Annotated in this window: 23 protein-coding genes and 1 other RNA gene; 19 read left to right on the forward strand and 5 right to left on the reverse strand. The window is 63.7% G+C overall.

Annotation, left to right across the window (positions count from 1 at the left end):
* The first annotated feature begins 26 nt into the window (after positions 1 to 26).
* Positions 27 to 650 (forward strand): glutathione S-transferase N-terminal domain-containing protein, encoded by a 624-nt coding sequence (locus tag DJ563_RS25640; RefSeq protein ID WP_434518549.1) that lies wholly within the window; start codon positions 27 to 29, stop codon positions 648 to 650.
* Positions 651 to 660: 10 nt separating this feature from the next.
* Entirely contained in the window at positions 661 to 1092 is a 432-nt protein-coding gene (locus tag DJ563_RS25645; protein ID WP_033702846.1) for a ClpXP protease specificity-enhancing factor, read from the forward strand.
* A gap of 51 nt (positions 1093 to 1143) precedes the next feature.
* Here the strand turns inward: DJ563_RS25645 and DJ563_RS25650 are convergent, their stop codons facing one another.
* The 5 genes from DJ563_RS25650 to DJ563_RS25670 all read right to left on the reverse strand — a co-directional run bounded on the left by DJ563_RS25650 (position 1144) and on the right by DJ563_RS25670 (position 4907).
* Positions 1144 to 1362 carry a YgdI/YgdR family lipoprotein gene (locus tag DJ563_RS25650; RefSeq protein ID WP_274098469.1) on the reverse strand — a complete coding sequence of 73 codons (219 nt, stop codon included), beginning with the start codon at positions 1360 to 1362 and terminating at the stop codon, positions 1144 to 1146.
* A gap of 101 nt (positions 1363 to 1463) precedes the next feature.
* Positions 1464 to 2042 carry a BON domain-containing protein gene (locus DJ563_RS25655; protein WP_033702844.1) on the reverse strand — a complete coding sequence of 193 codons (579 nt, stop codon included), beginning with the start codon at positions 2040 to 2042 and terminating at the stop codon, positions 1464 to 1466.
* The gene (locus tag DJ563_RS25660) at positions 2039 to 2632 is read right to left on the reverse strand and encodes a phosphoheptose isomerase (protein ID WP_012274070.1); all 594 of its coding nucleotides are present in this window, start codon (positions 2630 to 2632) and stop codon (positions 2039 to 2041) included. The genes DJ563_RS25655 and DJ563_RS25660 overlap by 4 nt, the downstream gene beginning before the upstream one ends.
* Positions 2633 to 2718: 86 nt before the next feature.
* Positions 2719 to 3090 carry a YraN family protein gene (locus DJ563_RS25665; RefSeq protein ID WP_274098470.1) on the reverse strand — a complete coding sequence of 124 codons (372 nt, stop codon included), beginning with the start codon at positions 3088 to 3090 and terminating at the stop codon, positions 2719 to 2721.
* Positions 3090 to 4907 carry a penicillin-binding protein activator gene (locus DJ563_RS25670; protein ID WP_274098471.1) on the reverse strand — a complete coding sequence of 606 codons (1818 nt, stop codon included), beginning with the start codon at positions 4905 to 4907 and terminating at the stop codon, positions 3090 to 3092. The genes DJ563_RS25665 and DJ563_RS25670 overlap by 1 nt, the downstream gene beginning before the upstream one ends.
* A gap of 187 nt (positions 4908 to 5094) precedes the next feature.
* Here DJ563_RS25670 and rsmI point away from each other — a divergent pair, with 187 nt between their 5' ends.
* The 17 genes from rsmI (at position 5095) to ftsZ (ending at position 23505) form a co-directional block, all read left to right on the forward strand.
* Positions 5095 to 5970 carry a 16S rRNA (cytidine(1402)-2'-O)-methyltransferase gene (gene rsmI / locus DJ563_RS25675; RefSeq protein ID WP_033702841.1) on the forward strand — a complete coding sequence of 292 codons (876 nt, stop codon included), beginning with the start codon at positions 5095 to 5097 and terminating at the stop codon, positions 5968 to 5970.
* A 67-nt stretch (positions 5971 to 6037) separates the two neighbouring features.
* Positions 6038 to 6411, forward strand: an RNA gene (gene rnpB / locus DJ563_RS25680) — RNase P RNA component class A.
* A 308-nt stretch (positions 6412 to 6719) separates the two neighbouring features.
* Complete coding sequence (gene mraZ, locus DJ563_RS25685; protein ID WP_019439042.1) at positions 6720 to 7175, forward strand: division/cell wall cluster transcriptional repressor MraZ; 456 nt, start codon at positions 6720 to 6722, stop codon at positions 7173 to 7175.
* On the forward strand, positions 7172 to 8119 hold the full coding sequence (gene rsmH / locus DJ563_RS25690) for a 16S rRNA (cytosine(1402)-N(4))-methyltransferase RsmH (protein WP_434518550.1): 948 nt from the start codon (positions 7172 to 7174) through the stop codon (positions 8117 to 8119). Before mraZ ends, rsmH begins: the two co-directional genes overlap by 4 nt.
* Positions 8116 to 8409 (forward strand): cell division protein FtsL, encoded by a 294-nt coding sequence (gene ftsL, locus DJ563_RS25695; RefSeq protein ID WP_033702839.1) that lies wholly within the window; start codon positions 8116 to 8118, stop codon positions 8407 to 8409. Before rsmH ends, ftsL begins: the two co-directional genes overlap by 4 nt.
* Positions 8409 to 10145, forward strand: coding sequence for a peptidoglycan D,D-transpeptidase FtsI family protein (locus DJ563_RS25700; RefSeq protein ID WP_434519751.1), 1737 nt, complete (start codon positions 8409 to 8411; stop codon positions 10143 to 10145). Before ftsL ends, DJ563_RS25700 begins: the two co-directional genes overlap by 1 nt.
* A complete protein-coding gene (locus DJ563_RS25705; protein ID WP_434518551.1) occupies positions 10142 to 11632 on the forward strand; it encodes a UDP-N-acetylmuramoyl-L-alanyl-D-glutamate--2,6-diaminopimelate ligase in 1491 nt (496 codons plus the stop codon). Before DJ563_RS25700 ends, DJ563_RS25705 begins: the two co-directional genes overlap by 4 nt.
* Positions 11625 to 12992 (forward strand): UDP-N-acetylmuramoyl-tripeptide--D-alanyl-D-alanine ligase, encoded by a 1368-nt coding sequence (locus DJ563_RS25710; RefSeq protein WP_274098473.1) that lies wholly within the window; start codon positions 11625 to 11627, stop codon positions 12990 to 12992. Before DJ563_RS25705 ends, DJ563_RS25710 begins: the two co-directional genes overlap by 8 nt.
* Entirely contained in the window at positions 12992 to 14074 is a 1083-nt protein-coding gene (mraY, locus tag DJ563_RS25715; protein ID WP_033702836.1) for a phospho-N-acetylmuramoyl-pentapeptide-transferase, read from the forward strand. Before DJ563_RS25710 ends, mraY begins: the two co-directional genes overlap by 1 nt.
* A gap of 6 nt (positions 14075 to 14080) precedes the next feature.
* A complete protein-coding gene (gene murD / locus DJ563_RS25720; protein ID WP_033703003.1) occupies positions 14081 to 15427 on the forward strand; it encodes a UDP-N-acetylmuramoyl-L-alanine--D-glutamate ligase in 1347 nt (448 codons plus the stop codon).
* The gene (gene ftsW, locus DJ563_RS25725) at positions 15424 to 16638 is read left to right on the forward strand and encodes a putative lipid II flippase FtsW (RefSeq protein WP_033702835.1); all 1215 of its coding nucleotides are present in this window, start codon (positions 15424 to 15426) and stop codon (positions 16636 to 16638) included. Before murD ends, ftsW begins: the two co-directional genes overlap by 4 nt.
* A complete protein-coding gene (gene murG, locus DJ563_RS25730; protein WP_434518552.1) occupies positions 16628 to 17707 on the forward strand; it encodes an undecaprenyldiphospho-muramoylpentapeptide beta-N-acetylglucosaminyltransferase in 1080 nt (359 codons plus the stop codon). Before ftsW ends, murG begins: the two co-directional genes overlap by 11 nt.
* The gene (gene murC, locus DJ563_RS25735) at positions 17700 to 19148 is read left to right on the forward strand and encodes a UDP-N-acetylmuramate--L-alanine ligase (protein ID WP_274098474.1); all 1449 of its coding nucleotides are present in this window, start codon (positions 17700 to 17702) and stop codon (positions 19146 to 19148) included. Before murG ends, murC begins: the two co-directional genes overlap by 8 nt.
* A complete protein-coding gene (locus DJ563_RS25740; RefSeq protein ID WP_274098475.1) occupies positions 19145 to 20101 on the forward strand; it encodes a D-alanine--D-alanine ligase in 957 nt (318 codons plus the stop codon). The genes murC and DJ563_RS25740 overlap by 4 nt, the downstream gene beginning before the upstream one ends.
* Before the next feature lie 5 nt (positions 20102 to 20106).
* Positions 20107 to 20976 (forward strand): cell division protein FtsQ/DivIB, encoded by an 870-nt coding sequence (locus tag DJ563_RS25745; protein ID WP_033702831.1) that lies wholly within the window; start codon positions 20107 to 20109, stop codon positions 20974 to 20976.
* Positions 20977 to 20990: 14 nt separating this feature from the next.
* Positions 20991 to 22253 (forward strand): cell division protein FtsA, encoded by a 1263-nt coding sequence (gene ftsA, locus DJ563_RS25750; RefSeq protein WP_033702830.1) that lies wholly within the window; start codon positions 20991 to 20993, stop codon positions 22251 to 22253.
* Between the two features lie 55 nt (positions 22254 to 22308).
* A complete protein-coding gene (ftsZ, locus tag DJ563_RS25755; protein WP_016488958.1) occupies positions 22309 to 23505 on the forward strand; it encodes a cell division protein FtsZ in 1197 nt (398 codons plus the stop codon).
* Positions 23506 to 23613 lie beyond the last annotated feature (108 nt).

The raw sequence follows: 23613 nt of genomic DNA on the forward strand, positions 1-23613 counted from the left end.
GAGCATCCCGTACGAGGAGGCGCTACATGGGCGCAACCAACAGGTTAGCCTGCTATTCCGACCCCGCTGATCACTATTCTCATCGGGTACGCCTCGTGCTTGCCGAGAAAGGCATCAGCGTGCAGATCGTCGACGTCGACCCTGGCCGCCTGCCGCCCAAGCTGGTCGAGGTTAACCCCTATGCGAGCGTGCCGACCCTGGTCGACCGCGACCTGGCGTTGTATGAGTCGACCGTGGTGATGGAATACCTCGAAGAGCGTTATCCGCATCCGCCCTTGATGCCGGTGTACCCTGTGGCGCGTGGCAACAGCCGCCTGCTCATGCATCGCATCCAGCGTGACTGGTGTGCCCTGGCCGATACGGTGCTCGACGTGCGCAACAGCGATGCTGCCCGCGCCGAGGCGCGCAAGGCGTTGCGTGAGAGCCTGACGGGGGTCTCGCCGCTGTTCGGTGAGTTCGCCTGCTTCATGAGTGATGAGCAAAGCCTGGTCGACTGTTGTCTATTGCCCATACTCTGGCGTTTGCCGGTAATGGGTATCGAATTGCCGCGGCAAGCCAAGCCGCTGCTGGATTACATGGAGCGACAGTTCGCCCGCGAGCCTTTCCTGGCGAGCCTGTCCTCCGTTGAACGTGAAATGCGCAAGCTTTAAGGAGCTGTTGATGAACTCCAGTCGCCCCTATCTGGTTCGAGCACTGTATGAGTGGATCGTCGACAACGATTGCACGCCCCATATGCTGGTCAATGCCGAGTATCCGGCAGTCCAGGTGCCTCAAGGTTTTGCCAGTGATGGTCAGATTGTCCTGAATATCTCGCCCAGTGCCGTGCGCAGCCTGCACATGGATAACGAGGCAGTGAGCTTCGAGGGCCGCTTCGGCGGTGTTGCCCACACGCTGTACGTGCCGATTGGCGCAATCCTCGGTATCTACGCCCGTGAGAACGGCCAGGGCATGGTCTTCGAGTTGGAGCCGTCGCTGATGGAAGGCGAGGAGCTGGAAGACGATGATGTCGAGCCGGATGATGATGGCCCGCCAGAAGGCGGTGGCCAGCCGCCGCGCCCGACGGGGCGGCCAAGCCTGAAAGTGGTCAAGTAACAGAAAAGGCGATCCAACCGGATCGCCTTTTTATTTGCAGCGCGCCTGCGATTACAGGTCGCTGATAGTGCGTACCTGGTCTTTGTTGATGCGGGTGCGCTTGCCGTCGAGTTGCTGGAACTCGTAGAAGCCGGAGTCCTTTTCGAACTTCGGAGCGTCGACAGCCTGGATTTCACGGCCGTCGTTCAGGGTGATCAGGCTTGGGGTGGAGCAGCCAGCCAGGGTGGCGAAGGTGCCAAACAGCAGGGCAGGCAGCAAAAGCTTTTTCATGCGGTGTTTCCTGGGTATCTGGAAGGATTGGAGCAACGTTGCTGCCTGTGCCGGCCCTTCGCGGGTCAACCGCGAAGAGGTCGGTTCAGGCAGCCAGTCAATCAGTCGATGTACTCGAACAGTTTGACGATCTTCTGTACGCCCGACACGCTCTGTACCACGCCGGTGGCAGCATTGGCCTCCTGTTGGGTCACCAGGCCGAGCAGGTAGACGATACCGTTCTCGGTAATCACCTTGATGCGCGAGCTTGGCACGGCGTTGTCAGTGAGCATCTGCGTCTTGATCTTGGTGGTCAGCCAGGCGTCGTTGTTGCGCGCCAGGATGGAGGAGGGCTGCATCACCTGCAGTTCGTTGTGCACCTTCTTCACGCGCTGCACCTGGCCAGCCGTTTGCTCGGCCAGGCTCTTGAGCTCGGCGCGAGGGGTCTGGCCGGCAAGCAGGACGATGCCGTTGTAGCTGCTGACAACGATGTGCGAGCCCTTGTCGAGGTCTGGGCTGGCTTTGGAAATATTGACCGCAGCCTTGGTTTCGATCAGCGAGTCATCGATCTTGCTGCCGATGGTGCGCGTGCCGCGATCGTCCTCGATCGGCGAGTTACGGGTCGAGGTCAGCACCGAGCTGCAGCCGGTGACGCTCAGGCACAGGGTCAGGGCCATCAGGCCGAGGCGCATAGGGGTCATTCTTCACTCCCGAACAATTGGCTGTCGATCAGATCGCACAGGCAGTGGATCGCCAGCAGGTGGACTTCCTGGATACGTGCGGTGACCGTCGAAGGCACGCGGATTTCGACGTCCTCGGGCAGCAGCAGCGAAGCCATGCCGCCGCCGTCACGCCCGGTCAATGCTACGACAATCATTTCGCGATCATGTGCGGCCTGGATCGCTTGAATCACGTTGGCCGAGTTGCCGCTGGTGGAAATCGCCAGCAGCACATCGCCGGGCTGGCCCAGGGCGCGGATCTGCTTGGAAAAGACTTCGTTGTAGCTGTAGTCATTGGCGATCGAGGTCAGCGTCGAGCTGTCGGTGGTCAGTGCTATGGCCGGCAGGCTCGGGCGCTCGCGCTCGAAGCGGTTGAGCAGCTCCGACGAAAAGTGCTGGGCATCGCCAGCCGAGCCGCCGTTGCCGCAAGCGAGCATCTTGCCCTCGTTGAGAAGCGCATTGACCATGACCAGGCTGGCCTGCTCGATGTGCGGTGCCAGGATGTCCATTGCCTGTTGCTTGGTATCGATGCTGGCCTGGAACAGCCGGCGAATTCGGGATTGCATGTCCATCTGGTGACCTTAAGTGGGGCGGTGGCCGGCGCGGCGCGCAACAAAGACCAGCCCGCGAAACATAGAGCAAAAAATACGAAGTGGGTTCAGCATTCGAAGGCGTTTTTCAGCCATTGAAGCGGTCTGCCTGCGTGGTGGCTGCCCTGCAGGGCGACAACGTCGAAGCGGCAGGGTTGTGCGGCCCAGCGCGGCTCCTTTTGCAGGAAAAGGCTGGCAGCCAGCACCAGCCGTTTCTGCTTGCGCCCGTCGATACTGCCGAGGGCGCCACCGAAGCTCGCGTGCAACCGGTAGCGGACTTCGACGAATACTACTGTATCGGCGTCGAGCATGACCAGATCAAGCTCACCGCCTTTGCATCGCCAATTGCGCGTCAGCAACTTGAGACCTTGCCCTTGAAGGAACTCAAGGGCTTGGTTTTCGGCTGCCTGACCGGCCTGGGAGGGCGATGCGTCTGGCATCAACGGGCGGTGTCTGGCAGGCGCTTGACCTGGCCGCCAGAGAATTCGGCCCAAGGCAGCTGGCGCTCGATACGCTGGTTGGCGTTCATGCTGAGGCTGCCCGAAAGCCCTTGTACGCGGTTGTCCGGCAAGGCTTTCAGTTGGCCCAGGCGCGGTGCCAGGCTGTAGGCATCCACGCCCATGGCGTACAGGCGGCCGAGGCTGCCGGCGGCTTGCGGCCATTGCTGCACCACCTGCTGGCGCAGGCTGTTGCTGGTGTCGAGCAGCCACGGTGTTTCGCAGAAGCGAATGCCGTTCATGTCGTTGTACTGGTTGACGTCACCGCTGGCGCTGTACAGGTTCGAGGTGGCATAGACCGGTACGTCGCCGGCGTACTGGAAGTTCAGGGTCGGCTTGATCTGCTGGGCCTGTTGCGGCGTCGAGGCCAGGAAGATGAAGTCGATGTCCTGACGGCGCGACGGCTGCGCGGCGATGTTGCCGCCCACGGTGCTCTGCAGGCTCTTGGCGCGGCCTTCGCTCTGGCGCAGCTGGAACAGGTCGGCAATCTGCTGGGCCAGGGCGACGGGCTGAGCGATGCGCTCGGCGGCGAGCAGGGTGCCGCCGTTGCTTTCCCAGTCTTTGCGGAAGGCGGCGAGCACACGGTCACCCCATTCGCCACTCGGTACCAGCGCGACGGCGCGGACCATGCCGTCGGCGCGGGCGCGACGTGCGACTTCGCGCGCTTCATCCTCGGCAGCGAGGCCGAACTGGAAGAGTTGTGGCGGGGCTGTCTGGCCGGCGTCTGCGTAGTTCAGGGCGAGCGTGGTGATTGGCAGTTGCGCATTGGCAGCGAGCTTTTTCACCAGGGGTTTTTCCAGCGGGCCGACTACCAGTTGCACGCCATCGGCCTGGGCCTGGCGGTAGAAGTCGTCAACCGAGGTGATGCGGGAGCTGTCGTATACCTGCACGGCGGGGGCCGGCTGGCCAGACTGCTGAGCCTGGAAGTGGGCGGCCATGAAGCCATCACGCAGTGCGCGTGCGACGCCTGCCAATGGGCCTTCCTGGGGCAGCAGCAGGGCAATCTTGGTCAATGGCTGGCTGGCCAGCTCCTTGAGCTTGGCCAGCGCCACCGGCAGTTGCTGGGCGGCAGGGTGGTCCGGGTGCTGCTGGCGCCAGGTGTCGATGGCGGCTTGCTGTTGCTCCAGGGTACCGGCGGTTTTCACGGCCAGTGCCAGGCTGGTCCAGCCGGCGAGCACCGGGTCGTTGGCTGGCTGCTGCAGCTGTTCGGGTGGCAGCGCGGCGACCAGCGACCAGATCGAGTCGTTGTTGGCGCTGGCGGCCTGGCCGCTGAGCAGCGGGGCAAGCAGCACGCGCTGCTGGGCGGCGGCCAGGGCCTGGCCGTCGGCTTCGAGGGCGGCGGCGTGGACGCTGTAGGTGCGTACCTGCTGTTCTGCCGGCAGCTCGGCGACACGCTGCAGGCTAGGGTGCGACAGGGCGGTGAGGGCCGCCTTGGGCTGGTTGCGGCTCATGGCCAGCTCGGCGCCAAGGGTGCTGGCGAACACTTGCTGGGCGGGCTTGAGCGTGTCCATCGGGACCTGCTCGAGAATGCGTGCGGCGCGCGGGTAGTCCTTCTGCTTGTACGCCAGGTCTGCGGCGCTCAGGCGCAGCAGGGCGGCATCTTCCGTGGACTTGCTGGAGGCGGCCTTTTCGAGCAGTTGCTCGATGCTGGCGTCCGGGGTGCGTGGCAGCTCGCCCAGGCTGGATGAGGGCGAGCTGGCGCAGGCTGCCAGCAGGGTAGCGAGGCAGAGGGCTGAGAGCAGCCGCAGGCAAGCGATCATGTAAAGGTCCTGTTACTCGATCAAGTTGGCCGGCAATTGTACCCAAGCACTGGCCGGGGCGCGATCTTGCTGATGCTGATCCTTCACTATAGGTGGCTGGCCGATGAACGCCTGCGAAGTTCTTTGCGCCCTGTTACGGGCGGTCGGGCTACAATGGCGCCTTTGATCCGAAAGACAGGTGTGCGCAGTGACTGATGTGGCAGGGGCTTCGAAATCCACCGTGGGTACGCTGTATGTGGTCGCAACGCCCATCGGCAACCTCGACGACATGAGCGCCAGGGCGCTGAAGGTGCTGGCGGATGTCGCCCTGATCGCGGCCGAGGACACGCGCCACTCGATCCGTCTGTTGCAGCATTTCGGTATCGACACGCCGCTGGCGGCGTGCCATGAGCACAACGAGCGCGACGAGGGCGGTCGGTTCCTGACCCGGTTGTTGGCCGGCGACAATGTTGCGCTGGTTTCCGACGCCGGCACACCGTTGATTTCCGACCCTGGCTACCACCTGGTGCGTCAGGCGCGGGCGGCGGGGGTGAGTGTGGTGCCGGTACCGGGTGCATGCGCGCTGATTGCCGCGCTGTCGGCGGCGGGCCTGCCCTCTGACCGTTTCATCTTCGAAGGCTTTTTGCCAGCCAAGACGGCGGGGCGCCGTGCACGGCTGGAGCAGGTCAAGGAAGAGCCACGCACGCTGATCTTCTACGAGGCCCCTCACCGTATCCTCGAGTGCCTGGAGGACATGGAGGCGGTGTTCGGTGGCGAACGCCCGGCGCTGCTGGCGCGCGAGCTGACCAAAACCTTCGAGACCCTCAAGGGCTTGCCGTTGGCCGAGCTGCGGGCGTTTGTCGCGGGCGACAGCAATCAGCAGCGTGGCGAGTGCGTGGTGTTGGTCGGTGGCTGGAGCGCGCCCGAGGGCGAGCAGGCGATCAGTACCGAAGCGCAGCGGGTACTGGACTTGCTGTTGGCAGAGTTGCCGCTCAAACGGGCGGCGGCACTTGCGGCGGAAATTACCGGTGTACGCAAGAACCTGTTGTATCAACTTGCCCTGGAAAAGCAGAAAGCAGAGTAGTGGCCACTTGATATAGTTTGCGGTATCGCTTGTTCTTGACCGCGTGTACCGTTAATCTTGTCGGCGGAGAGTCGATCGGACAGTCGCTGCCTGTTTTTGTTCCGCAGCTTTTGTTGCGAAACAGCAGGGGGAGGAAAGTCCGGGCTCCATAGGGCAGAGTGCCAGGTAACGCCTGGGAGGCGCGAGCCTACGGAAAGTGCCACAGAAAATAACCGCCTAAGCACTTCGGTGCCGGTAAGGGTGAAAAGGTGCGGTAAGAGCGCACCGCACGGCTGGCAACAGTTCGTGGCTAGGTAAACCCCACTCGGAGCAAGACCAAATAGGGTTCCATTAGGCGTGGCCCGCGTCGGAACCGGGTAGGTTGCTAGAGGCGTCCAGTGATGGCCGTCGTAGAGGAATGACTGTCCTCGACAAAACCCGGCTTACAGATCGACTCTCCACCTCTCCCTCCCTGCTTGAATCGATAGCAGGCGCACTCTGGTAATACCGAAAAAATCTTACTCTTAATAAATCACTTTAACTTCGAACTCCATTCGCTTGCGTGGGTTTGATTTTTCTCGTGTTTTTTTCCTCCCTGAAGTCCTTCCGCATTCCTTTGTCGCGCTAAATCTCGGTCCTGTAAGGCTTTTCCTTATGAACGTGCCTTGACGGTGCGGCGGGCGGATTCCTATAGTGTGCGCAAGTGGCAGAAAGTGGGATGAAGTGGGTTTTCTGGCACAAAAAAGCTACCATTGTGGGGAGTCGCAGCCGTGTTCCGCGGAGCCAACGCCGTCAGCCTCGATGCCAAAGGCCGTCTCGCCATGCCGAGCCGGTACCGCGACGAGCTCGATTCGCGTTGCAATGGCCAGCTGATCGTGACCATCGACGCTGTAGACCCCTGCTTGTGTGTTTACCCCCTCGATGAGTGGGAACAGATAGAAGCCAAGTTGCGTGCCTTGCCGTCATTGCGTGAGGAAAACCGCCGCCTGCAGCGTTTGCTGATCGGCAATGCGGTTGACCTGGAGCTCGATGGCAGTGGGCGTTTCCTGGTTCCGCCCCGTCTGCGTGAGTACGCCAAGCTCGACAAGAAGGCGATGCTGGTGGGGCAACTGAACAAATTCCAGCTGTGGGATGAAGATGCCTGGAACACGGTTTCGGCAGCCGACCTTGCAGCTATTCAACAACCGGGCGCCATGCCCGACGAATTGCGTGACCTGATCCTGTGACCATAGATAGCGGCTTCAACCACATTACCGTCCTGCTCGACGAAGCTGTCGAGGCATTGGCCCTGCGCGCCGACGGTTGCTATCTGGACGGCACCTTCGGCCGGGGCGGACACAGCCGTCTGATCCTCAGCAAGCTTGGGCCGCAAGGGCGGCTGCTGGGCTTCGATAAAGACCCACAAGCGATTGCCACAGGGCAAGCGCTGGCGGCCGAAGACGGCCGCTTTGTCATTGTGCAGCGCAGCTTTGCCGAGCTCGGCGCGGAAGTGGCTGAGCGCGGCATGGCCGGCAAGGTCAGCGGTGTGCTGCTCGACCTGGGTGTGTCTTCGCCGCAGCTGGATGACCCAGAGCGTGGCTTCAGCTTCCTCAATGACGGCCCGCTGGACATGCGCATGAACCCCGGTATCGGGGTCAGCGCCGCCGAATTCATCGCCAGCGCACCGGTCGAGGAAATCGCCCGCGTGTTCAAGGAATACGGCGAGGAGCGTTTTTCCGGGCGTATGGCGCGTGCCGTGGTGGAGCGTCGCGAAAAGCAGCCATTCACCCGTACCGCCGACCTTGCCGAAGTGCTCAAGGTCGCCAACCCGGCCTGGGAGAAGGGCAAGAACCCCGCCACCCGCGCCTTCCAGGGCCTGCGCATCCACGTCAACAACGAGCTGGGCGACCTCGAAACCGGCCTTGAAGCGGCGCTCGAGTCGCTGGAAGTTGGCGGCCGCCTGGTCGTCATCAGCTTCCACTCGCTCGAAGACCGTATCGTCAAGCTGTTCATGCGCAAGCTGGTCAAGGGCGAGGCAGACAACCTGCCGCGCAACCTGCCGGTACAGCACAAGGCCTTCGAGCCCAAGATCAAGCTCATCGGCAAGGCGCAGTTCGCTTCCGAGGCCGAGCTCAAGGCCAACCCGCGGTCGCGCAGCGCCGTGATGCGGGTGGCGGAGAAGCTGCGGTGAGCAGGTTGTTTGCCAAGCCATTGCCAGGCGGAAGCTTCCTGATGCTTCTGCTGTTCGTCGGCGTTCTGGTTTCGGCCATCGCCGTGTCCTACAGCGCCCACTGGAACCGTCAGTTGCTCAACACCCTGTACGGCGAGTTGAGCGAGCGCGACAAGGCGCAGGCCGAGTGGGGGCGTTTGATTCTTGAGCAGAGCACCTGGACGGCTTCCAGCCGCATCGAAAGCCTGGCGTCCGAGCAGCTGAAAATGCGCGTGCCCGCCGCTGACGAAGTGCGGATGGTGGCGCCATGATGAAGCTCGAAGGCGCACTCTACCCCTGGCGCTTCCGGGTGGTGATCGGCTTGCTGGCGTTGATGGTCGGTGCCATCTGCTGGCGCATCATCGACCTGCAGGTGGTCGACCGTGACTTCCTCAAGGGGCAGGGCGATGCGCGCAGCCTGCGCCATATTCCAATCCCGGCGCACCGTGGCCTGATCACCGACCGCAACGGTGAGCCGCTGGCGGTCAGCACCCCGGTCACCACCTTGTGGGCCAACCCCAAGGAAATGCAGGCGTCGAAGGACCGCTGGCCACAACTGGCTGCCGCCCTTGGGCAGAACCCCCAGCAACTGACCGAGCGCCTGACCCAGCAGGCCAGCAAAGAATTCATCTACCTGGTCCGCGGCCTGACCCCGGAGCAGGGCCAGCATGTGCTCGACCTGAAAGTGCCGGGTGTCTATGGCCTGGAAGAGTTCCGCCGCTTCTATCCCGCCGGTGATGTCACCGCGCACATGGTCGGCTTCACCGACCTCGATGACCACGGGCGTGAAGGGGTAGAGCTGGCCTATGACGAATGGCTGGCCGGCGTGCCTGGCAAGCGACAGGTGATCAAGGACCGGCGTGGCCGGCTGATCAAGGACATTCAGGTAACCAAAAACGCCAAGGCCGGTAAGACCTTGGCGTTGTCGATAGACCTGCGCCTGCAATACCTGGCCACCCGTGAGCTGCGCAACGCCATCGCCGAACAGGAAGCCAAAGCCGGCAGCCTGGTGATCATGGACGTCAAGACCGGCGAAGTGCTGGCCATGGTCAACCAGCCGACCTACAACCCGAACAACCGCCGCAGCATGTTCCCTGCCGCGATGCGTAATCGGGCGATCATCGACGTGTTCGAACCCGGCTCGACCGTGAAGCCGATTTCCATGAGTGCGGCGCTGCAGAGCGGGCGCTGGAAGATCACCGACAAGGTCGAGGTCTACCCGGGCACCCTGCAGATCGGCCGCTACACGATCAAGGACGTTTCCCGTAGCGAGGGCCCGATCCTCGACCTGACCGGCATCCTGATCAACTCCAGTAACGTCGGCATGAGCAAGATCGCCTTCGACATCGGCGGCGAGGCCATCTATCGGGTCATGTCCCAGGTCGGCCTGGGGCAATACACCGGCCTGGGCTTCCCGGGCGAGCGGGTGGGCAACCTGCCTAACCACCGTGAGTGGCGCAAGGCCGAGACCGCGACCCTGTCCTACGGCTATGGCGTGTCGGTGACTGCGCTGCAACTGGTGCATGCCTACGCGGCGCTGGCCAACGACGGCAAGATGGTGCCGCTGTCGATCCTCAAGGTGGACAAGGCGCCCGAAGCCGTTCAGGCGATTCCGAAAGAAACTGCCGAAACCGTCCAAGGCATGCTGCAGCAAGTGATCGAGGCGCCGCGCGGGGTGTTCCGTGCCCAGGTGCCGTTCTATCACGTGGGTGGTAAGTCGGGTACGGCGCGTAAGGCGACCGTTGGCTCCAAGGGCTACACCGAGAACGCCTACCGCTCGCTGTTCGCAGGCTTCGGCCCGATGAGCGACCCGCGTTACGCGATCGTGGTGGTCATCGACGAACCGAGCAAGGGCGGCTACTTCGGTGGCCTGGTATCGGCGCCTGTGTTCAGCAAGGTCATGTCGGGCACCTTGCGTTTGATGAACGTGCCGCCAGACAACCTGCCGCCGCCAGCAACCGCACAACCACAAGTCAATGCAGCAGACGCCAAGGGAGGGCGTGGATGATGACAATGCCACTGAGCAAGCTTTTCGCCCACGCCAGCCGTGATCCGCTGATCCGCGAGCTGACCCTGGACAGCCGTGCGGTGCGCCCGGGTGATCTGTTCCTGGCTGTGCCCGGGGCCAAGGTCGATGGCCGTGACCATATCGCCGACGCCCTGGCCCGTGGCGCCGCCGCGGTTGCCTATGAAGAGCAGGGCGCGACCGTGTTGCCGATCACCGAGATGCCGCTGATTCCGGTCAAGGGGCTGATCGCTCAGCTGTCGGATATCGCCGGTCGCTTTTATGGCGAGCCAAGCCGTCAGCTGAACCTGGTCGGGGTGACCGGCACCAACGGCAAGACCAGTGTCACGCAACTGGTGGCCCAGGCGCTTGATGTGCTGGGCCAGCGTTGCGGCCTGATCGGCACGTTGGGTACCGGTTTCTATGGTGAGCTGCAGAGCGGCCGCCTGACCACCCCAGACCCGATCGCGGTGCAGTCGACGCTGTACGACCTGAAAAAGGGCGGCGCCAAGGCCGTGGCGATGGAGGTGTCCTCGCATGCCTTGGAGCAGGGGCGTGTCGCTGCGCTGGAGTTCGATATCGCGGTAATGACCAACCTGTCCCGCGATCACCTGGATTACCACGGCAGCATGGAGGCCTATGAGGCCGCCAAGGCCAAGCTGTTCGCCTGGCGCAGCCTGCGTTGCCAGGTGGTCAACCTGGATGACGATTTTGGGCGCCGCCTGGCGGCGGCCTATGCCCGTCGTCCGAGTGCCGATCATATCGAGACCCGGCTGCTCAGCTATAGCCTGGAGAACCCGGAGGCTTCGTTGTATTGCCGTGAAGCCACGTTCGATGACGATGGCGTGCGCGCAATCCTCGTCAGCGCCCAGGGTGAGCGCACCTTGCGCAGCCAACTGCTTGGCCGTTTCAACCTGAGCAACATGCTCGCGGCAGTGGCAACGCTGCTGGCTCTGGATTATTCGCTGGACGAAATCCTCAAGGTCACCCCCCAGTTGCAAGGGCCGGTTGGCCGCATGCAGCGCCTGGGCGGCGGCGACAAACCGCTGGTGGTGGTCGACTACGCCCACACCCCGGATGCCTTGGAAAAAGTACTCGAGGCCCTGCGCCCGCACGCACACGGCAAGCTGCTGTGCCTGTTCGGCTGCGGTGGCGACCGTGACCGTGGCAAGCGCCCGCTGATGGCCGAAGTGGCCGAGCGCCTGGCTGACCGCGTGCTGGTCACCGATGACAACCCGCGCAGCGAAGACCCGCTGCGGATCTTCGACGATATCCGCCCTGGCTTTGCCAAGTCAGAGCACGTCGAGTTCGTCGCTGGCCGCGGCGAAGCCATTGCCCACTTGATCGCCACTGCCGCCGCCGATGACGTCATCGTCCTGGCCGGCAAGGGCCATGAGGATTACCAGGAGATTCGTGGCGAGCGCCACGATTTCTCCGATCTGGTCGAAGCCGAGAAGGCGCTTGCAGCCTGGGAGGCTCCACATGCTTAAGCCGATGACCCTCAGCCAGCTGACCACGGCACTGAGTGCTCGCGTGGTGGGTGCCGACGCCAGCTTCGGCGGCGTCAGCATCGACAGCCGCAGCGTCAGTGCCGGGCAACTGTTCGTCGCCCTGACAGGCCCGCGTTTCGATGGCCACGATTACCTGGCCGATGTGAAGGACAAAGGTGCCGTAGCGGCGCTGGTCGAGCGTGAAGTGGCCGATGTCGACCTGCCACAGCTGCTGGTCAAGGACTGCCGTGTCGCGCTGGGGCAACTGGGTGCCTTGAATCGTGCCGCGTTCGACAAGCCGGTCGTGGCCATCACCGGTTCCAGCGGCAAGACCACGGTCAAGGAGATGCTGGCCAGCATCCTGCGCACCCGTGGCCTGGTGCATGCTACCCGTGGCAACCTGAACAATGACCTCGGGGCGCCGCTGACCCTGCTGGAAATCGCCCCGGAGCACAGCGCTGCGGTAATCGAGCTGGGCGCTTCGCGCATTGGCGAGATCCGCTACACCGTCGGCCTGACCCAGCCGCACGTGGTGGTCATCAATAACGCCGGTACTGCCCATGTCGGCGAGTTCGGCGGCCCGGAGAAAATCGTCGAGGCCAAGGGCGAGATCCTCGAAGGCCTGGGCGAGGGCGGCACGGCCATCCTCAATCTGGACGACAAGGCTTTTGCCATCTGGAAGGCGCGTGCCGGTGCGCACAGGGTCGTCAGTTTCGCCCGTAACGATGGCCGCGCCGACTTCTACGCCACTGGCATCGATCGCGATGCGCGTGGCTGCCCGTCCTTCACGCTGCATGGCGCCGGGGACTCGGTTGCGGTGCAACTCAACGTACTGGGCGAGCACAACGTCAGCAACGCATTGGCCGCTGCGGCGGCTGCCCACGCCGTCGGTCTGAGCCTGAGCGGCATTGCCGCTGGCCTGAATGCCGTGCAACCGGTCAAGGGCCGCACCGTGGCGCAGATCGCGCCGAACGGTGTGCGGGTAATCGACGACAGTTACAACGCAAATCCCACCTCGATGTGCGCGGCCATTGATATACTCGCCGGCTTTTCCGGACGCACCGTCCTGGTGCTTGGGGATATCGGCGAATTGGGTCAATGGGCGGAGGAAGGCCACCGTCAGGTGGGTGACTACGCGCGTGACAAGGTCGACGCCCTGTACGCTGTGGGTTCCAACATGACACACGCGGTCAAGGCGTTCGGCGCCAATGGCCGTCATTTCGCTACTCAAGCTGAGCTGATCGACGCGGTTCGCGCCGAAAATGCCAGTGACACCACTATCTTGATCAAGGGCTCGCGCAGCGCTGCGATGGAAAACGTCGTGGCGGCATTGTGCGGTGCCAGCGGGGAGAAACATTAATGCTGCTGCTGTTGGCTGAGTATCTGCAACAGTTCCACAAAGGCTTCGCGGTCTTCCAGTACCTGTCCCTGCGCGGGATCCTTGGTGTACTGACTGCGTTGTCGCTGGCGCTGTGGCTGGGCCCGTGGATGATCCGTACCCTGCAGATTCGCCAGATCGGTCAGGCCGTCCGTAATGACGGCCCGCAATCGCACCTGTCCAAATCCGGCACCCCGACCATGGGCGGCGCGCTGATCCTGTCGGCCATCGCGATCAGCACCCTGCTGTGGGCCGACCTGTCCAACCGCTACGTGTGGGTCGTGCTGATCGTCACCCTGGCGTTTGGCGCCATCGGTTGGGTCGACGACTACCGCAAGGTGATCGAGAAGAACTCCCGTGGCTTGCCGAGCCGCTGGAAGTATTTCTGGCAGTCGGTGTTCGGCCTGGCTGCGGCGATCTTCCTTTACAAGACCGCCCCGACCAGCGTCGAGACCACGCTGATCGTGCCGTTCATCAAGGATGTCACCATTCCGCTGGGCATCGGCTTCGTCGTCCTGACCTACTTCGTGATCGTCGGTTCGAGCAACGCGGTCAACCTCACCGACGGCCTCGACGGCCTGGCCATCATGCCAACGGTCATGGTGGGCGGTGCCCTGGGCATCTTCTGCTACCTGTCGGGCAACGTGAAGTTCGCCGAATACCTGCTGATCCCGTATGTGCCGGGTTCGGGCGAGCTGATCGTGTTCTGCGGCGCGCTGATCGGAGCGGGTCTGGGCTTCCTGTGGTTCAACACTTACCCGGCCCAGGTCTTCATGGGCGACGTCGGCGCCCTGGCGCTGGGCGCCGCGCTGGGCACCATCGCGGTGATCGTCCGCCAGGAAATCGTACTGTTCATCATGGGTGGCGTATTCGTCATGGAAACCCTGTCGGTGGTGATCCAGGTCGCCTCCTTCAAGTTGACCGGCAAGCGCGTGTTCCGCATGGCGCCGATTCACCACCACTTTGAACTCAAGGGCTGGCCTGAACCACGGGTGATCGTCCGTTTCTGGATCATCACCGTGATTCTGGTGCTGGTCGGCCTTGCAACCCTGAAACTGAGGTAGATGAGCGTGTCACTGATCGCTTCCGACCAATTCCGCATCGTTGTCGGCCTCGGCAAGAGCGGCATGTCCCTGGTTCGCTTCCTGGCGAGCCGGGGCATTGCCTTTGCGGTCGCCGACACCCGCGAGCAACCGCCGGAACTGGACACCCTGCGCCGTGATTACCCGCAGGTGGAAGTGCGCTGTGGCGAGCTGGACGTGGACTTCCTCTGCCGCGCCAATGAGCTGTACGTGAGCCCGGGCCTGGCGTTGTCTACCCCGGCGCTGCAGCAGGCCGCGGCGCGCGGTGTGGCCCTGTCGGGTGACATCGAGCTGTTCGCCCGCCATGCCAAGGCGCCGATCATCGCCATCAGCGGCTCCAACGCCAAAAGCACCGTCACCACCTTGGTCGGTGAAATGGCTGCCAAGGCGGGCAAGCGTGTGGCCGTTGGCGGCAACCTCGGTACGCCGGCCCTCGACTTGCTCGGGGATGAGGTGGAGCTGTATGTGCTGGAGCTGTCCAGCTTCCAGCTGGAAACCACCGACCAGCTCAATGCCGAAGTGGCCACCGTGCTGAACGTCAGCGAAGACCACATGGACCGCTACAGCGGCCTGCCGGCCTATCACCTGGCCAAGCACCGGATCTTCCGGGGCGCCCACCAGGTTGTGGTGAACCGCCAGGACGCCCTGAGCCGGCCATTGCCGGTGGAAGGCCGGCCGTGCTGGAGCTTTGGTCTGAACCCGCCCGACTTCAAGGCCTTTGGCCTGCGCGAGGTTGATGGCGAGAAGTACCTGGCCTTCGAATTCCAGAACCTGATGCCGGTTCGCGAACTGAAAGTGCGTGGCGCGCACAACCAGAGCAATGCCCTCGCAGCCCTGGCCCTCGGCCATGCGGCCGGCTTGCCGTTTGCGCCGATGCTCGAAGCCCTGCGTGAATTTGGTGGCCTGGCCCATCGTTGCCAGTGGGTTCGCGAGCGCAATGGCGTCAACTGGTACGACGATTCCAAGGCCACCAACGTGGGGGCCGCGCTGGCCGCCATCGAAGGCCTGGGCGCGGACATCACCGGCAAGCTGGTGCTGATTGCCGGCGGCGACGGCAAAGGTGCCGATTTCGCAGCGCTGCGTGCACCGGTGGCGCGCTTCTGCCGTGCAGTGGTGCTGCTGGGCCGTGATGCCGAGCGCCTGGCCGAAACACTGGGTGAAGGTGTGCAGCAGGTCCGGGTCAAGACCCTGGATGAGGCCGTCGAGCAGTGCGCCGCCTTGGCTCAGCCGGGCGATGCGGTGCTGTTGTCGCCAGCCTGCGCCAGCCTCGACATGTTCAAGAACTTTGAAGAACGCGGGCGGCTGTTCGCCCAAGCGGCGGGAGGGCTGGCATGATCCTGGGCATCTTCAAGCCGTACCCGTCGCCGCTGATCAGCGGCCGTGGCATCGACCTCGACTTCGCGATGCTCGCCGGTTGCCTGGCATTGCTGGGCTTGGGCCTGGTGATGATCACCTCGGCCTCTTCGGAAGTGGCTGCGGTGCAGTCGGGCAACCCGCTTTACCACATGTTCCGCCACCTGGTGTACGTGGCCATCGGCCTGTTCGCCTGCGGCGCCACCATGCTGGTACCGATCGCCACCTGGCAGCGCATGGGCTTCATGATGCTGCTGGGCGCCTTCGGCTTGCTGGTGCTGGTGCTGGTGCCCGGCATCGGCCGCGAAGTGAACGGTTCCATGCGCTGGATCGGCTTCAGCTTCTTCAACGTCCAGCCTTCGGAAATTGCCAAGGTCTTCGTGGTCATCTACCTGGCCGGCTACCTGGTGCGCCGGCAGACCGAAGTGCGCGAGAGCTGGATGGGCTTCTTCAAACCTTTCATCGTGCTGCTGCCAATGGCCGGCCTGCTGCTGATGGAGCCAGACTTCGGCGCCACCGTGGTGATGATGGGCGCTGCGGCGGCCATGCTGTTCCTCGGCGGGGTGGGGTTGTTCCGCTTCAGCCTGATGGTGGTGCTGGCGGTGGTCGCGGTGTTTGTCCTGGTGCAGGCGCAGCCGTATCGAATGGCGCGCCTGATCACCTTTACCGACCCATGGTCCGACCAGTTCGGCTCGGGCTACCAGCTGACCCAGGCGCTGATTGCCTTTGGTCGCGGCGAGTGGCTGGGCGTTGGCCTGGGCAACAGCGTGCAGAAGCAGTTCTACCTGCCCGAGGCGCACACCGACTTCGTGTTCTCGGTGCTGGCCGAAGAGCTCGGCGTGGTCGGCTCGCTGGTCACCATCGCGCTGTTCGTCTTCGTCACCGTGCGTGCCCTGTACATCGGCCTGTGGGCTGAAAAGGCCAAGCAGTTCTTTGCCGCCTACATGGCGTTCGGCCTGGCCTTCCTGTGGATCGGCCAGTTCCTGATCAACATCGGGGTGAACGTCGGCCTGCTGCCGACCAAGGGCCTGACCTTGCCGTTCCTCAGCTACGGGGGCAGCTCGCTGGTGATCTGCTGTGCCTGCGTGGGGTTGCTGCTGCGTATCGAGTGGGAGAGCCGCACGCACCTGGGCAGCGAGGAACACGAATTCAACGAAAGCGATTTTGCCGAGGAGACCAGTCATGGCCGCTGACGGCAAGAACGTACTGATCATGGCAGGCGGCACCGGGGGCCACGTGTTCCCGGCCCTGGCCTGCGCTCGCGAGTTCCAGGCACGCGGTTACAGCGTGCACTGGCTGGGCACGCCGAAAGGCATCGAGAACGAAGTGGTGCCCCAGGCCGGTCTGCCGTTGCACCTGATCCAGGTCAGCGGCCTGCGCGGCAAGGGCAAGCTGTCGTTGCTCAAGGCGCCGTTCACCCTGGTCAAGGCCGTGCTGCAGGCACGGCGCATCATTCGTCAGCTCAAGCCGGTGTGTGTGCTGGGCTTCGGCGGCTATGTGACCGGGCCCGGCGGTGTGGCCGCGCGGCTGTGCGGTGTGCCGCTGGTGATCCACGAGCAGAACGCCCGTGCGGGTACCGCCAATCGGCTGCTGGTGCCACTCTCGGCGCGGGTCTGCGAAGCTTTCCCGGGCACGTTCCAGGCCAATGACAAGCTGCGTACCACCGGCAATCCGGTACGCACAGAGTTGTTCATGGATGCACAACGTGCGCCCCTTTCCGAGCGCCGTGCTCGCCTGTTGGTAATGGGCGGCAGCCTGGGTGCGGAACCATTGAACAAATTGTTGCCTAAGGCCCTGTCCGAAGTGTCTGCGGCGCTGCGGCCAGAGGTGTTCCACCAGGCTGGCAAGCAACACGCGCCGATCACCGCCGAGCGTTATCACGAGGTCGGCGTCGAGGCTCAGGTAGAGCCTTTCATCACGGACATGGCCCAAGCCTATGGCTGGGCCGACATGGTGGTATGCCGGGCCGGTGCCCTGACCGTCAGCGAACTCGCGGCGGCAGGCCTGCCTTCGATGCTGGTGCCGCTGCCCCATGCGATCGACGACCACCAGACCTACAACGCCCAATATCTGGCTCGGGAGGGCGCGGCCTTCCTGATGCCACAAGCGACAACTGGCGCAGCGCAGCTCGCTGAACGCCTGAACGAGGTGCTGATGCAACCCGAGAAACTCAACACCATGGCTGGCACCGCACGGCGCCTGGCCAAACCTGCTGCAACCAGCACCGTGGTCGATATCTGCCTGGAGGTGGCCCATGGTTGAAAGCCAGAAAGCCATTCCCCAGCCGAAGATGGGCCGTATCCGCCGTATTCACTTCGTCGGTATCGGCGGCGTCGGTATGTGCGGCATCGCCGAAGTGCTGCTGAACCTGGGCTATGAGGTGTCCGGCTCCGACCTCAAGGCGTCGCCGGTCACCGAGCGCCTGGAGTCGTTTGGCGCCGAGATCTTCGTTGGCCACCGTGCCGAGAACGCAGTCGCCGCCGATGTGCTGGTAGTGTCCAGCGCGATCAACCCGGCCAACCCGGAAGTCGCCACCGCCCTCGAGCGGCGTATTCCGGTGGTGCCGCGTGCCGAGATGCTTGCCGAGCTGATGCGCTACCGCCACGGCGTTGCGGTCGCCGGTACCCACGGCAAGACCACCACCACCAGCCTGCTGGCCTCGGTGTTCGCCGCCGGTGGCCTGGACCCGACCTTCGTCATCGGTGGGCGCCTGACCGCGGCCGGTACCAATGCCCAGCTGGGCACCAGCCGCTACCTGATCGCCGAAGCGGACGAGAGCGACGCCAGCTTCCTGCACCTGCAGCCGATGGTCGCCGTGGTCACCAACATCGACGCCGACCACATGGCGACTTACGAAGGCGACTTCAACAAACTGAAGAAAACCTTCGTCGAGTTCCTGCACAACCTGCCGTTCTACGGTTTGGCGGTAATGTGCCTGGATGACCCGGTGGTGCGCGAGATCCTGCCGCAGGTCAAACGCCCGACGGTCACCTACGGCTTCAGCGAAGAGGCGGATATCCGCGCCATCAACGTGCGCCAGCAGGGTATGCAGACGCACTTCACCGTGCTGCGCCGTGACTGCGAGCCGCTGGAGGTGTCGGTGAACATGCCCGGCAACCACAACGTGCTCAATGCCCTGGCAACCATTGCCATCGCCACGGACGAAGGCATCAGCGACGAGGCCATCATCCAGGGGCTGTCCGGCTTCCAGGGTGTCGGCCGACGCTTCCAGGTCTACGGCGAGCTGCCGGTCGACGGCGGCAGCGTGATGCTGGTCGACGACTACGGCCACCACCCGACCGAAGTCGCCGCTGTCATCAAGGCCGTGCGCGGTGGCTGGCCGAGCCGTCGCCTGGTCATCGTCTACCAGCCGCACCGTTATAGCCGCACCCGCGACCTTTACGACGACTTCGTGCAGGTACTGGGCGACGCCAACGTGTTGCTGTTGATGGAAGTCTACCCGGCCGGCGAAGAGCCGATCCCCGGGGCGGACAGCCGTCAGCTGTGCCACAGCATCCGTCAGCGCGGCAAGCTGGACCCGATCTACATCGAGCGTGGCGCAGAGCTCGCCCCGCTGGTGCAGCCACTGCTGCGCGCGGGCGACATCCTGCTTTGCCAGGGCGCCGGTGATGTCGGTGGCCTTGCCCCGCAATTGATGAAAAGCCCGCTGTTCGCTGGCGCCAAGCAGGAGAAGTCGAAATGACCAGCGCCTACGACACACTGCACTCGTCCCTGGACGTCAAGGCGTTCGGCCGCGTCGCCGTGCTCTACGGCGGCAAGAGCGCCGAGCGTGAAGTCTCGCTCAAGTCCGGCGCCGCCGTGATCGAGGCCTTGACCAGCGCCGGTGTCGACGTGGTCGCCATCGATGTGGGCGACGACCTGCTCGACCGCCTGCAACGCGAGAAGATCGACCGCGCGTTCATTATCCTCCACGGCCGTGGCGGTGAGGACGGCAGCATGCAGGGTCTGCTCGAGTGCCTGGGCATCCCTTACACCGGCAGCGGCATCCTCGCTTCGGCCCTGGCCATGGACAAGCTGCGCACCAAGCAGGTGTGGCAGAGCCTGGGTATTCCGACCCCGCGCCACGCGGTTTTGGCCAGCGAAAACGATTGTGTGGTGGCCAGTACGGAACTGGGCTTCCCGCTTATCGTCAAACCTGCCCATGAAGGCTCTAGCATCGGCATGGCCAAGGTGAACAGCGAGCAGGAATTGATCGCCGCCTGGCAGGACGCCGCCAAATACGATTCCCAGGTTCTGGTCGAGCAGTGGATCCACGGCCCGGAGTTCACCATCGCGGTGCTGCGTGGCCAGGTGCTGCCGCCAATCGCCCTGGGTACGCCGCACGTGTTCTACGACTACGACGCCAAGTACATCGCCAACGATACCCAGTACCGCATTCCGTGCGGTCTGGACAGTGTCAAGGAACAGGAACTGATCGACCTGACCGCGCGGGCCTGCGATGCCATCGGCATCGAAGGCTGGGGGCGGTTGGACGTGATGCAGGACGAGCAGGGCCGGTTCTGGCTGCTCGAAGTCAACACCGCACCCGGCATGACTGATCATAGCCTGGTGCCCATGGCGGCCCGCGCGGCCGGCCTGGACTTCCAGCAACTGGTGCTGGCGATCCTGGCTGCCAGCGTCGAGACGCGAGGTTAACAGCCATGCAAGGCGCGATGTTACGTCATCAGCAACCCGCCACCGGCCGTAGCAAGCCGGTGCCGCGCGGTGCCAGCCGAATGGTGGCCAACGAGCCCATGTCGGCGCGCCTGCCCAAGGCCAACTTCAGTGGACTCAAGCGCCTGCTCTGGCCGGTGCTGCTGGTCGCGGCAGGCTTCGGCGCCTATGAAGGCGCCATTCGCCTGATGCCTTATGCCGACCGGCCGATCACCCGGATCGCCGTGCAGGGCGACCTCAGCTACATCAGCCAGCAGGCGGTGCAGCAGCGTATCGCCCCGTTCATGGCGGCGAGCTTCTTCAGCGTCGACCTGCCGGCGATGCGTGCGGAGCTCGAGCAGATGCCGTGGATCGCCCATGCCGAGGTCCGGCGCGTGTGGCCGGACGAGGTGGTGATCCGCCTGGAAGAACAGCTGCCAGTGGCACGCTGGGGTGACGAGGCCTTGCTCAACAACCAGGGCCAGGCCTTCACCCCGCGCGAACTGGCCAACTATGAGCACCTGCCGCAGCTGTTCGGGCCGCAGCGTGCTCAGCAGCAAGTCATGCAGCAGTATCAGGTATTGAGCCAGATGCTGCGCCCCATGGGCTTTTCCATCGCTCGCCTGGAGCTGCGCGAGCGCGGCAGCTGGTTCCTGACCACCGGTGCGGGCAGCACCGGCCCAGGCATCGAGCTGCTATTGGGGCGCGACCATCTGGTGGAGAAGATGCGCCGTTTCATTGCCATTTACGACAAGACGCTTAAAGAGCAGATCACCAACATCGCCCGCATCGATCTGCGATACGCCAACGGACTTGCCGTTGGTTGGCGGGAACCGATTGCACCGACGACGGCCCAACCCGCCGTTGCGAAGAATTAGAGAGAGGCAGGACCATGGCAAACGCGCATAGCGGCAAAATGATCGTCGGGCTGGACATTGGCACCTCCAAGGTGGTGGCGCTGGTGGGCGAAGTGGGCGAAGACGGCACCCTGGAGATCGTCGGGATCGGCACCCATCCGTCCCGCGGCCTTAAAAAAGGCGTGGTGGTGAACATCGAGTCGACCGTGCAGTCCATCCAGCGCGCGGTGGAAGAAGCGCAGCTGATGGCCGGCTGCCGTATCCACTCGGCGTTCGTCGGCGTGGCCGGCAACCACATTCGCAGCCTGAACTCCCACGGCATTGTCGCCATCCGCGACCGTGAGGTCAGTGTTGCCGACCTCGAGCGCGTGCTCGACGCTGCCCAGGCCGTGGCCATTCCAGCTGACCAGCGCGTGCTGCACACCCTGCCGCAGGACTACGTGATCGACAACCAGGAAGGCGTGCGCGAGCCACTGGGCATGTCCGGCGTGCGCCTGGAAGCCAAGGTCCACGTGGTCACCTGTGCGGTCAACGCGGCGCAGAACATCGAGAAGTGCGTGCGCCGTTGTGGCCTGGAAATCGACGACATCATCCTCGAGCAACTGGCGTCGGCCTACTCGGTACTGACCGACGACGAAAAAGAGCTCGGCGTGTGCCTGGTGGACATCGGCGGTGGCACCACCGATATCGCCATCTTCACCGAAGGTGCGATCCGTCACACCGCGGTCATCCCGATTGCCGGCGACCAGGTCACCAACGACATCGCCATGGCCCTGCGTACACCGACCCAGTACGCCGAGGAAATCAAGATCCGCTACGCCTGCGCCCTGGCCAAGCTGGCCGGCGCCGGCGAAACCATCAAGGTGCCGAGCGTGGGTGACCGCCCACCGCGCGAGCTGTCGCGCCAGGCCCTGGCCGAGGTGGTGGAGCCACGTTACGACGAGCTCTTCACCCTGATCCAGGCCGAACTGCGCCGCAGCGGCTACGAGGACCTGGTGCCGGCTGGCATCGTCCTCACCGGCGGCACCGCGAAAATGGAAGGCGCCGTGGAACTGGCCGAGGAAATCTTCCACATGCCGGTACGCCTGGGCGTACCGCACAGCGTTCGAGGGCTGAGCGACGTGGTGCGCAACCCGATCTATTCCACCGGTGTGGGCCTGCTCACCTACGGCCTGCTCAAGCAGTCCGAGGACTTGATCCTGACCGGTAACAGCAACAGCAGCAGCAACAGCTATGGCGATGAACCGAAGGCTCCAGTGCTTGAGCGATTCAAGCGCTGGGTCCAGGGCAATTTCTAAGTTTCAAAGCAGTAGTGGTAGGCGCGACAACTAGAGAACTGTAAGGAGAGGGAAAATGTTCGAGCTCGTAGACAACGTCCCGCAAAGTCCGGTCATCAAGGTGATCGGCGTAGGTGGTGGTGGCGGCAACGCCGTCAACCACATGGTCAAGAGCAGCATCGAAGGTGTGGAATTCATCTGCGCCAACACCGATGCCCAGGCGCTGAAAAGTATTGGCGCGCGCACCATCCTGCAATTGGGCACTGGCGTGACCAAAGGCCTGGGTGCGGGTGCCAATCCGGAAGTCGGCCGTCAGGCCGCGCTGGAAGACCGTGAGCGCATTGCCGAGGTGCTGCAGGGCACCAACATGGTGTTCATCACCACCGGCATGGGTGGCGGTACCGGTACCGGTGCAGCCCCGATCATCGCCGAAGTGGCGAAGGAAATGGGCATCCTCACCGTTGCCGTGGTGACCCGTCCGTTCCCGTTCGAAGGCCGCAAACGTATGCAGATCGCCGATGAAGGCATCCGCATGCTGGCCGAGAGCGTCGACTCGCTGATCACCATCCCCAACGAGAAGCTGCTGACCATCCTGGGCAAGGATGCCAGCCTGCTGTCCGCCTTCGCCAAGGCTGACGACGTACTGGCCGGTGCCGTGCGCGGTATTTCCGACATCATCAAGCGCCCTGGCATGATCAACGTCGACTTCGCCGACGTGCGCACCGTGATGGGCGAGATGGGCATGGCCATGATGGGTACTGGCTGCGCCAGCGGCCCGAACCGTGCGCGTGAAGCGACCGAGGCGGCGATCCGCAACCCGTTGCTGGAAGACGTCAACCTGCAGGGCGCCCGTGGCATCCTGGTGAACATCACCGCCGGCCCTGACCTGTCGCTGGGTGAGTACTCCGACGTGGGTAGCATCATCGAAGCCTTCGCCTCCGACCACGCGATGGTCAAGGTCGGCACCGTGATCGATCCGGACATGCGCGATGAGCTGCACGTGACCGTGGTCGCCACTGGCCTGGGCGCGCGCATCGAGAAGCCGGTCAAGGTGGTGGACAACACCCTGCAGACCGCTCAGCAGGCGTACGAAGCGTCCAACCCGGCACCGGTTCGCCAGGAGCAGCCTGCGGTCAACTACCGTGACCTGGAGCGCCCGACTGTCATGCGCAACCAGGCCCATGCAGGTGCCGCTGCGGCAGCTAAACTGAACCCTCAGGATGACCTGGACTACCTCGATATCCCGGCTTTCCTGCGTCGTCAGGCTGATTAATGGAATTTATCAGGGGTATAAAGGTGATTGGTATTCAGCAAAGGTTGGGTCTGTTATCATCCTCAGCCTTTGTTGATACCTGTTCGCAATTTGCGCTGAAGCGGCCAA

It is taken from the genome of Pseudomonas sp. NFX1 (assembly GCF_051123555.1).
Lineage (GTDB): Bacteria > Pseudomonadota > Gammaproteobacteria > Pseudomonadales > Pseudomonadaceae > Aquipseudomonas > Aquipseudomonas capeferrum.

Excerpts from the sequence above, each read along its gene's own strand:
- DJ563_RS25640 (WP_434518549.1), top strand. The coding sequence starts at position 27 with ATGGGCGCAACCAACAGGTTAGCCTGCTATTCCGACCCCGCTGATCAC.
- DJ563_RS25645 (WP_033702846.1), top strand. The coding sequence starts at position 661 with ATGAACTCCAGTCGCCCCTATCTGGTTCGAGCACTGTATGAGTGGATC.
- DJ563_RS25650 (WP_274098469.1), bottom strand. The coding sequence starts at position 1,362 with ATGAAAAAGCTTTTGCTGCCTGCCCTGCTGTTTGGCACCTTCGCCACC.
- DJ563_RS25655 (WP_033702844.1), bottom strand. The coding sequence starts at position 2,042 with ATGACCCCTATGCGCCTCGGCCTGATGGCCCTGACCCTGTGCCTGAGC.
- DJ563_RS25660 (WP_012274070.1), bottom strand. The coding sequence starts at position 2,632 with ATGGACATGCAATCCCGAATTCGCCGGCTGTTCCAGGCCAGCATCGAT.
- DJ563_RS25665 (WP_274098470.1), bottom strand. The coding sequence starts at position 3,090 with ATGCCAGACGCATCGCCCTCCCAGGCCGGTCAGGCAGCCGAAAACCAA.
- DJ563_RS25670 (WP_274098471.1), bottom strand. The coding sequence starts at position 4,907 with ATGATCGCTTGCCTGCGGCTGCTCTCAGCCCTCTGCCTCGCTACCCTG.
- DJ563_RS25700 (WP_434519751.1), top strand. The coding sequence starts at position 8,409 with ATGAAGCTCGAAGGCGCACTCTACCCCTGGCGCTTCCGGGTGGTGATC.
- DJ563_RS25705 (WP_434518551.1), top strand. The coding sequence starts at position 10,142 with ATGATGACAATGCCACTGAGCAAGCTTTTCGCCCACGCCAGCCGTGAT.
- DJ563_RS25710 (WP_274098473.1), top strand. The coding sequence starts at position 11,625 with ATGCTTAAGCCGATGACCCTCAGCCAGCTGACCACGGCACTGAGTGCT.
- mraY (WP_033702836.1), top strand. The coding sequence starts at position 12,992 with ATGCTGCTGCTGTTGGCTGAGTATCTGCAACAGTTCCACAAAGGCTTC.
- ftsW (WP_033702835.1), top strand. The coding sequence starts at position 15,424 with ATGATCCTGGGCATCTTCAAGCCGTACCCGTCGCCGCTGATCAGCGGC.
- murG (WP_434518552.1), top strand. The coding sequence starts at position 16,628 with ATGGCCGCTGACGGCAAGAACGTACTGATCATGGCAGGCGGCACCGGG.
- murC (WP_274098474.1), top strand. The coding sequence starts at position 17,700 with ATGGTTGAAAGCCAGAAAGCCATTCCCCAGCCGAAGATGGGCCGTATC.
- DJ563_RS25740 (WP_274098475.1), top strand. The coding sequence starts at position 19,145 with ATGACCAGCGCCTACGACACACTGCACTCGTCCCTGGACGTCAAGGCG.
- DJ563_RS25745 (WP_033702831.1), top strand. The coding sequence starts at position 20,107 with ATGCAAGGCGCGATGTTACGTCATCAGCAACCCGCCACCGGCCGTAGC.
- ftsA (WP_033702830.1), top strand. The coding sequence starts at position 20,991 with ATGGCAAACGCGCATAGCGGCAAAATGATCGTCGGGCTGGACATTGGC.
- ftsZ (WP_016488958.1), top strand. The coding sequence starts at position 22,309 with ATGTTCGAGCTCGTAGACAACGTCCCGCAAAGTCCGGTCATCAAGGTG.